Here is an 8,703-nt window from a genome sequence, read left to right on the forward strand (position 1 = left end):
AATTCAAGGACATCACATGGATATTCGCGCCCTGACCCCAAGCTATGCCGTCTCACCACAGATCGAGATCGCGGATTTGCCCGCCATCAAGGCGGCGGGCTATACCACCGTCATCGACAACCGGCCCGATGCCGAAATTCCGCCCTTTCTGCACACCAACGCCATGCGCGCGGCGGCAGAGGCGGCGGGCCTGCGTTTCGTCGCAAACCCGGTGATCGGCGGCATGATGACGATGGAGAATGTGACCGCGCAAGCCGCAGCGATTGCCGGCAGCGACGGGCCGGTGTTTGCCTATTGCGCCTCGGGCAACCGGTCGTCAATCGTTTGGGCGCTGGCCCATGCGGGCAAACTGCCAACCGATGATCTGATCGGGATTCCGGCGCGCTTTGGCTATCAATTGGAAGGCTTGCGCGCCCAGTTGGACGCCATGGCGCAAAACGCCTGAGAGCCTGTCAGACCGGTGATCCAAGGGCCCCCGAATGCCGGGGCCCTTTTTTCGTTCAGCCGCGCAGCAAAGCACCCAGCCGCTGAATCCCCGTGGCAATCACCGCCTCATCCGCGCGCGAAAAAGACAGCCGGATCGTGTTGCGCCCGGACCCATCGGCAAAGAAGGCCGAACCGGGCACAAAGGCAACCCGCTGGCTTTGCAGCGATTTCGCCAAAAGCGCCGCCCCGTCCATGCCCCGCGGCAAGGTGATCCAGACAAACATCCCGCCTTCGGGCCGCGTCCATTCCACCCCGGCGGGCATATGTTCGGCCAAGGCCGCCAGCGTCGCATCGCGCCGCGCACGGTATGCGGCCTTGATCTTGGCGACATGGGCGTCAAAAATCCGCCCCGCCACATCGGCAATCGCCATCTGGTTCAGCGTCGAAGAATGCAGATCGGCGGCCTGTTTCATCAGCACCAAGCGCCCGATCACCTCTTTCGCGCCACAAATCCAGCCCACCCGCAAACCGGGGGCAAGCGTTTTAGAGAACGACCCGCAATACAGCGTCCGGCAGGCCTCGATACTGCCCTTTTGCTCGATTTCCAGCGCAAGGATCGGTGGCACCGCCTCGCCGTCAAAGCGCAGGGATTGATAGGCGGCATCCTCGATGATCGCGATATCCAGGTCTTGCGCCAGTTTCAGCATGTGGTGCCGCGTGGCCGCATCCAGCGTCTCGCCGGTCGGGTTGGCAAAATCCACCGACATATAGGCGAATTTGACGCGCCCGCCCTTGGCCGCTGCCGCCTCGGCATAATCGGCGGCAGAGCGGTTGCCGCGCGGGTCCAGCCGGTCATATTCCGGCTCATAGGCGTTAAAGGCCCCCAAAGCGCCCAGATAGGTCGGCCAGCCCACAAGTGCGGTATCCCGCGGCGACAGCATCAGCTTGCCCAGATAATCCAGCGCCTGCTGCGAGCCAGAGGTGATCAGGATGTTATCGGCATCACAAGGCACGCCAATCCGCGCCATCTGCCCGGCGATCCAGTCGCGCAGGGGTTTATAGCCTTCGGACACCGAATATTGCAGCGCCGCCTCGGCGCGCGGGCCACTGAGAATATCACTGATCGCGGTTTGGAATTCTGCTGCCGGAAACAAGGCCGGATCGGGGATACCCCCAGCAAAAGAGATGATATCGGGTTGATCCAGCAGCTTCAAAAGCTCGCGGATCTCTGATGCCTTCATGCGGCTGGTGCGGCTGGCGAAAACCTGTTCCCAATTCATCCTGTGTTTCCTCCCCGGATTGACCGGGGAAGAAGTGGCTTGGATTTTCGTTTATGTCAATAAGGCTGACATAGTTTTCCGCTTATTGCGTCAACTGCCATGAAATCGTGACCGAAGCCGACACGCCGACCGACCCTGCCTCGACCGGAACACTGTCCATCACGGCGCGGGCATAGCCGAATTGCGGCTGCGGGGCACCGCCGCCGCCTTCCGTGATGCTGGCAATCGCGCCCAGCCCTGCGCCTGCTGCCTCGGCAATCAGGGTGGCACGGGCGCGGGCATCGGCAACGGCACGCTTGCGGGCCTCATCCAGCAACGGGGCCGGGTCTGACATGCCAAAGCTGACACCGTTAAGCGTATTGGCCCCATCCTTGATGGCGGCATCCAGAATGGCCCCCAGCTTGGACAAATCGCGCACCCGAACGGTAAGTTGATTGGCGGCGGTATAGCCCTCGATCCGGTTTTCGGACAGGCTGCTGTTGGCCCAGCTTGGCTGCAAGCTCAGCCCCGAGGTTTGCAGATCGCGCGGTGCGATCCCCGCCGCCTTCAGATTGTCCAGAACCACCGCAAGCTGATCCGCGTTTTCCGCCATCGCCACCTGTGCGGTTTTGGCCGTGGTCGTCACCCCCAACGAGATTGTCGCCATATCCGGGGCCGTCTCGACATGGCCATCGCCGCTGATGGTGATCAGCGCAGGCGGGGTCTGGGCATATGCGGGGGCGGCAAGGGCCAAAAGGGCCGCAAGGATCAGGCTATTGTATGCACGCATAACGGGTTCTCCTAGGGTTTGCGTTTGTGTTCAGGCATAGGACGCAGGCCGAAACGGGATTCTTGGCGGATTTGGGCCGAAAGCGCGGAAATATGACAGGCTTTTTCTTTCATTCGGCAAAAACCTGCTGTAGGACAAGGCTTAACTTAGGGCGGGACTCCCCGCGCCTTTTCCTTTTGTGCTAGACCCGTGCAATGAAACCAAATTTCGCGCTCAATATCACTGACACGGCCATCAGCCTGCTGCACCGCACCTCCAAAGGGTGGCTGGAAGTGGGGCAAGCCGCGTTTGACAGCCCCGATCTGGAAGCGGAACTGGGGTATCTGCGATCCTCGGCACTGGGGCTTTCGCCGCAGGGATTCACCTGCAAGCTGGTGCTGCCTGCCTCGCAGGTGCGCTATATGGAAATTGACGCCCCCGGCCCCGACAAGGCCGCGCGCGAAGCGCAGATCAAAGCCGCCCTCGAAGGGCGCACGCCCTATGACGTCAGCGAGTTGGTGTTTGACTGGTGGGGCACCGGGCCAAAGGTGCAGGTGGCCGTTGTGGCCCGCGAAACGCTGGAAGAGGCCGAAGGCTTTGCCCAAGCGCATCGGCTGAACCCGGTATCCTTCGTCACGACCCCGGCAGAAGGCCAATTTGCGGGGGAGCCGTGGTTCGGCACCTCCAGTCTGGCCGCAAGCCTGTTGCCCGATGGCGAGAAAGTCACCCGCGACCAAGACCCGATCAAGGTCGTCACGCGGGATATGCCAAAGGCACCGGCGCCAAAGACAGAACCGGTCGCCGAGGCGGCAGAGCCGGAACAGCCCAAGGCAGAGGACACCAGCGCCAAGGCCAAAGCCGCGGCAGAGGCGGCTGAAAAAGAAGCCGCCGAAAAGGCAGCCGCTGAGAAAGCTGAAGCCGACAAGGCAGCGGCGGAACGCGCCAGGGCCGAGCGTGAAGCCGAGGCGAAGCGGGCCGAGCAGGACGCCGCCCGCGCCGCCGAAGAAGCCAAAGCCGCCGCAGCCGCGCAGGAAGCCGAAGCGGCCAAGCGCGCCGAAGCCGATGCCGCCAAGCGCAAGGCCGATGAGGCAGAGGCCAAGCGCCTTGCCGATGAGGCCGAAAGCACCCGCAAGATGGAGGCCGCCAAGGCCGAAATGGAATTGCGCGCGCAGCAATTGGCACAGGCCGAGGCCAAGCGCCTTGTCGAAGAGGCCGAGAAGAACAAAGCCGCGATGGAAGCCCGCGCGGCCAATGAACGCGCCAAAGCCGCCTTGATCGACGCCGAACAAAAGCGCGCCGCCAGCGATGCCGCCGCCGCCGAAACCGCCCGCGCCGCGTTTGAAGGTGTGACCGATCCCGGCATTTCCGATCCCGGCAAGGCCAACAGCCCTGCCCCTACTTTTGCCAGCCGTCGGCGCGATGATGCCAGCGGCGCGCCCTCTCTTGGCCCAGCAAAAGCGCCGGAAGCTGCCGCAAAGCCAGCCGGTATGGCAGCTTCCGTGGCGCCCAGCGTCAGCGTGAACAAAACGGCCAGCGTGGGGCCCACCCCAAGCATGACGCCGCCGGAGAAGCCAAAACCGGCCCCACCCACCGTCACCTCTATCTCGGCCAACAAGGCTGCTGTGGCAGCACCCGCCGCCACAGCGGCAAAACCCGCCGCCACGGCCCCAACCGTGGCCGCCGCGCCCAAACCGTTGAACGGCACAGCGGCCTTCGCCGCAGGCGCAAAGGCAGAGTTGGGCAAACCAGCCAAGGCCGCCATGGTCACGGCAGACCGGATTCCCGGCAAGGCCGCCGCGCTGTCGCGTTTCAAAAGCAAGGTCAAGGAAGCCACCCTGCCGCCCACCGCCAAGGGCAGCAGTGCCAATGCCCAGACCATGGGCAAATTTGGTGCCAAGCTGCAACCCACGCGTGGCAAACCGCGTTTCCTTGGCCTGATCCTGACATTGATCCTGCTTGCCGCCTTGGCGGCGATTGCGGCTTGGTCCTCGATCTATCTGTCGCGTGATGCTGGGGCGGATGACCCGGTGCAAGTTGCCGCTGCCCCCCAAGCCCCCGCTGATACAGCCGTGACCGCCGAGACGGAAGCCGAAGCGCAGGCCGATGCCGAAGCGGAACTGCCCGCCGGTGCCGATGCCGAAGACAGCGCCCAAGCTGTTGCCACATCAGAGCCTGAGGTGATCCCCGAAGCAGAGGTCGCGACCGAACCACCCGCCGAAACTGCCGCAGAAACCAGTCCCGTAACCACCGCAGGCCCCGGCCCGGTTGTCGCCGCCGATGATGCCGCCGCGCAAGCCGCAGGCCCCGGACGCGGCCCGCAGGATGAGATTTTCCTCGCTGCGATTGACGATCAGCCCCCGGCATTTGATGCCGTGGCCCTGCCCAAGCCGCAGGCCCGTCCCGATGGCGCACCCGCCGCTGCAATGCCGCCGCCGCCCTTTGGCACACAATATGAATTTGAACCAGATGGCAGCATCAAAGCCACGGCCAATGGCGTTGTCATGCCTGATGGGTTCTGGTTGATTGCGGCCCGCCCGCCTGTGGTTCCCCCTGCCCGGCCCGCCGCCATTTCAACGCCGGAGCCTGCCGCCCCCGCCGCCGAGGCCACCGCCACACCGCCACCGGGCAACGCCGCAACTGATGCCGCCGCAGCAAGCACCAGCGGTATCGCAACGATGACAGGCCCCAGCGACAGCGCAACTGTGGCAGCCGAAGTGAATGAGGGGGGCACAGGCCCTTCTTCTGCTTTTGTGCAAGACGCCACCGTTGAAAACCGCCGCCCGCGCAGCCGCCCCGAAGGGCTTGCCCCCGCCGCAACCGACCCGGCTGCAACCGATCCGGCGCAAGCCGAAGATGATGCGGCCCTGCCAGAAGATGCCTCGCAGACCCGCCTGACCAGCCTGCGCCCGAAACTGCGCCCGCAATCCGTGGTTGCCGCTGCCGAAGAGGCCCGCAAAGCCGCCGAAGCCGCCTCTCTCGCCGCACGCGCCGCTGCTGAGGAAAAAACCGCCTCGGCCTCCGAGGCAACCTTGGCCCTGTCGCCCCGCCCTGCCGCCCGCCCGCGTGATTTCTCCAAAGCTGTGGCGGCTGCTGTTTCGGCGGCCACCCGCGAAACCACCCGCAGCGCCGCCGCCAAGGCCAAGGAACCCGAACCCGCGCCCACCGCCGAGCCGGAAGAGCAGGAAGAACCCGAGGTCAAGGTTTCCGCCGCACCGCGCATCCCGACCCGCGCCAATGTTGCCAAACAGGCGACCTTCAAAAACGCGATCAACCTGTCCAAGACCAATCTGATCGGCGTTTATGGCACCGATAGCAAACGCTACGCGCTGATCCGCACCTCCTCGGGGCGCTATCAGAAGGTGCGCGTGGGCGACCGCGTCGATGGCGGCACGGTGGCTGCCATTACCCGCAACGAAGTGCGCTATAAAAAGGGCAGCAAGATGCTGGCCCTGTCGATGCCAAAGGGCTGACACAGGCTTTTTGCCCCGCCACAAATCTGTGCAGATCGCGTTTTTCCCGCCAAAGTTTTGCGCTTGGGGAAAGCCGCCCAAAATCCGCCGATATTCATCCGCTTCCCGGCCCAATCCGGCCAAAGCGTAACAAAAGTTTATCGCATAAACCTCGCATATCCCCCGCAGTTTTGCGTATGCTAAGCGGGCAAGACGCGCGCTTTGCGTGCGAATGGACCGAAATCTGCGAGGTTTGCGCATTGTTGGACGATCTCGACGCCCGCCTTTTGACCGAGTTGCAAAAGAACGCGATGCTGACCGCCCAGGAATTGGGCGAGCGGCTTAACCTGTCGGCCAGTCAGGCCGGGCGGCGGCGGCAACGGCTGGAGGCGGAAGGCTTTATCCTTGGCTATACCGCACGGCTGGACCCGGCCCGCGTTGGCCTAAGTGTGCAAGCCTTTGTGCAAATCCAGATGGCGACCCACGCCCCCGATGGTGCCCGCAGCTTTGCCACCCTTATCGCCACCCGCCCCGAAATCATCAGCGCCTGGACCCTGACGGGCGAGGCGGATTATCTGCTCCGGGTCTGGTGCAGCGATTTGCAGGGGTTGAACCGTCTGATCCATGAGGTGCTGCTGCCGCATCCGTCGGTGTCACGGGTGCAAAGCCAGATCGTAATGGATCAATTCAAACACGATACCGCCTTGCCGACCTGACACCCGCCACCCCTGACGCCCGCCCCTGACATTGCTCTGCCGACGAACCCGAGAAGGATTATCATGGAAAGTTTTCTGCTACAGGCCTCTATTTATCTCGGCGCCGCGGTTCTGATCGTGCCGTTGGCGGTGCGATTGGGGCTTGGCTCGGTTCTGGGCTATCTGGCAGCGGGCATTCTGGTGGGGCCGATCCTTGGTCTGGCCGGCACCGAGGCCGAAGATTTGCAGCATTTCGCGGAATTCGGCGTTGTGATGATGCTGTTTCTGATCGGGTTGGAACTGGAACCCCGCGCGCTGTGGGATATGCGATCCAAGCTGATCGGCCTTGGTGGGTTGCAGGTGGTGCTGACCACGGCAGCGATTGCCTTTGTCGCAAGCTGGTTGGGGCTAAGCTGGCAGGTCGGGCTGACGCTGGGGATGCTGTTCTCGCTGTCCTCGACCGCGATCGTGCTCCAAACCCTGTCGGAAAAGAACCTGATGCGCACCGGCGGCGGGCGCGCGACCTTTGCGGTGCTGCTGACGCAGGATATCGCGGTGGTCCCGATTCTGGCGGTCATCCCGCTCTTGGCCTTCAGCGGCGGCGGCATGCCCGGCGGCATCACCGCCTCGACCTTTGGCATCACCGATGGCACCCATGCCGCCACCGGCGATGGCCATGGCGCGGCAGGCGCGGCAGAACCGCTGATGACACTGGTGCAATCGCTGCCCGGCTGGGCCGTCACCCTGATGACGCTGGGCATCGTGATCGGCATCATGCTGGTCGGGCATTTCCTGACCCGGCCGATCTTCCGCTTCGTCCATGCCTCGCGCCTGCCGGAAATGAGCACGTTCATCTCGCTTCTGATGGTGCTGGGCATCGCCTTTCTGATGATGCTGGTCGGCCTTTCCCCCGCTTTGGGCACCTTCCTTGCCGGGGTGGTTCTTGCCAACTCTGAATTCCGTCACCAGCTAGAAGCGGATATCCAACCCTTCAAAGGCATCCTGATGGGGCTGTTCTTTATCACCGTCGGGGTGGGCATCAATTTCAGCGTGCTGCTGGCCAATCCGGTCATGGTTGTCTCGCTGACACTCGGGATCATCGCGCTGAAGGCAGCGGTGTTGCTGCTGCTGTCGGTCATCTTCAAGGTGCGCGGCCACAACCGCTGGCTCTTTGCGCTTGGGCTGGCCCAAGCGGGGGAGTTTGGCTTCCTCATCGTCAGCTTTGCGCGCAAGCAATCCATCCTGCCCGGTTCCATCGCGGAAATCGTGCTTTTGGTGATCAGCCTGTCGATGCTGCTGACCCCGGCGCTGTTCATCGGCTATGAGGCGCTGGCCCGCCGCATGAAAGCCCGCGAAACCGAACACGAAGCCGATGAGATCGACGAACAAGGCCGCGTGATCATCGCCGGCATCGGCCGCTTTGGCCAAACCGTCAACCGCCTCGTGCGGATGAGCGGCGGCTCAACCGTGGTGCTGGACAGCGACATGGGTGCCATCGAACAGATGCGGCGCTTCGGGGCCAAGGGCTTCTTCGGCGATCCCACCCGCCCCGAATTGCTGGAAGCGGCGGGCCTGAATGACGCATCGGTGCTGGTCGTGGCCGTCGACAACCCGGAAAACGCGCTGAAAATCGTGGCCCATGCCCGCAAACACCGCCCCGACATCCATATCATCGCCCGCGCCTATGACAGGCCACATGTCTTTGCGCTCTACAAGGCCGGGGCCAATGACATCGTGCGCGAAACCTATGACAGCTCTGTCCGTGCCGGACGCTATGTGCTGGAAAATATCGGCTTTACCGATTACGAGGCCGCCAAGATGGCGCAAACCTATTTCAAAGTCGAACGCGCCGCGCTGCGCGATCTGGCAGAGCTTTGGGTGCCGGGCCAGCCCGTGCATCTTAACGATGCCTATGTCGCCCGCGCCCAGCAATTGGAACGCGACCTCGCCGCCGCGATGAGCGAGGATCTCGACGAAACCCGCGCCAATCTGGACGCCGCACAATAATCTGCGGCTTTCTTTTCGGCACAAATATCCTCAGGGGGTGAATGGCCCTCAAGGGCCAGAGGGGGCGCGAGCGCCCCCTGCCCCCGCTCAGCCCCCCC

Annotated in this window: 6 protein-coding genes; 4 read left to right on the plus strand and 2 right to left on the minus strand. The window is 63.5% G+C overall.

The genetic code is table 11. The features are described 5' to 3' along the window. The first annotated feature begins 16 nt into the window (after positions 1 to 16). Entirely contained in the window at positions 17 to 445 is a 429-nt protein-coding gene (locus EGN72_RS08705; protein WP_127046597.1) for a TIGR01244 family sulfur transferase, read from the plus strand. Between the two features lie 55 nt (positions 446 to 500). On the opposite strand, the gene EGN72_RS08710 is transcribed toward EGN72_RS08705, so the two are convergent. Further along, entirely contained in the window at positions 501 to 1,706 is a 1,206-nt protein-coding gene (locus EGN72_RS08710; RefSeq protein WP_127046599.1) for a PLP-dependent aminotransferase family protein, read from the minus strand. Positions 1,707 to 1,788: 82 nt separating this feature from the next. Continuing rightward, positions 1,789 to 2,475 carry an SIMPL domain-containing protein gene (locus EGN72_RS08715; protein WP_127046601.1) on the minus strand — a complete coding sequence of 229 codons (687 nt, stop codon included), beginning with the start codon at positions 2,473 to 2,475 and terminating at the stop codon, positions 1,789 to 1,791. 194 nt (positions 2,476 to 2,669) lie between these two features. Here EGN72_RS08715 and EGN72_RS08720 point away from each other — a divergent pair, with 194 nt between their 5' ends. The 3 genes from EGN72_RS08720 (at position 2,670) to EGN72_RS08730 (ending at position 8,605) form a co-directional block, all read left to right on the plus strand. Further along, positions 2,670 to 5,924, plus strand: coding sequence for a hypothetical protein (locus tag EGN72_RS08720; protein WP_127046603.1), 3,255 nt, complete (start codon positions 2,670 to 2,672; stop codon positions 5,922 to 5,924). Positions 5,925 to 6,163: 239 nt separating this feature from the next. Then, complete coding sequence (locus EGN72_RS08725; protein WP_127046605.1) at positions 6,164 to 6,619, plus strand: Lrp/AsnC family transcriptional regulator; 456 nt, start codon at positions 6,164 to 6,166, stop codon at positions 6,617 to 6,619. A gap of 63 nt (positions 6,620 to 6,682) precedes the next feature. Then, on the plus strand, positions 6,683 to 8,605 hold the full coding sequence (locus tag EGN72_RS08730; protein ID WP_127046607.1) for a cation:proton antiporter: 1,923 nt from the start codon (positions 6,683 to 6,685) through the stop codon (positions 8,603 to 8,605). Positions 8,606 to 8,703: the final 98 nt, after the last annotated feature.

This window comes from Pseudorhodobacter sp. E13 (assembly GCF_003991405.1).
GTDB lineage: Bacteria > Pseudomonadota > Alphaproteobacteria > Rhodobacterales > Rhodobacteraceae > Pseudorhodobacter.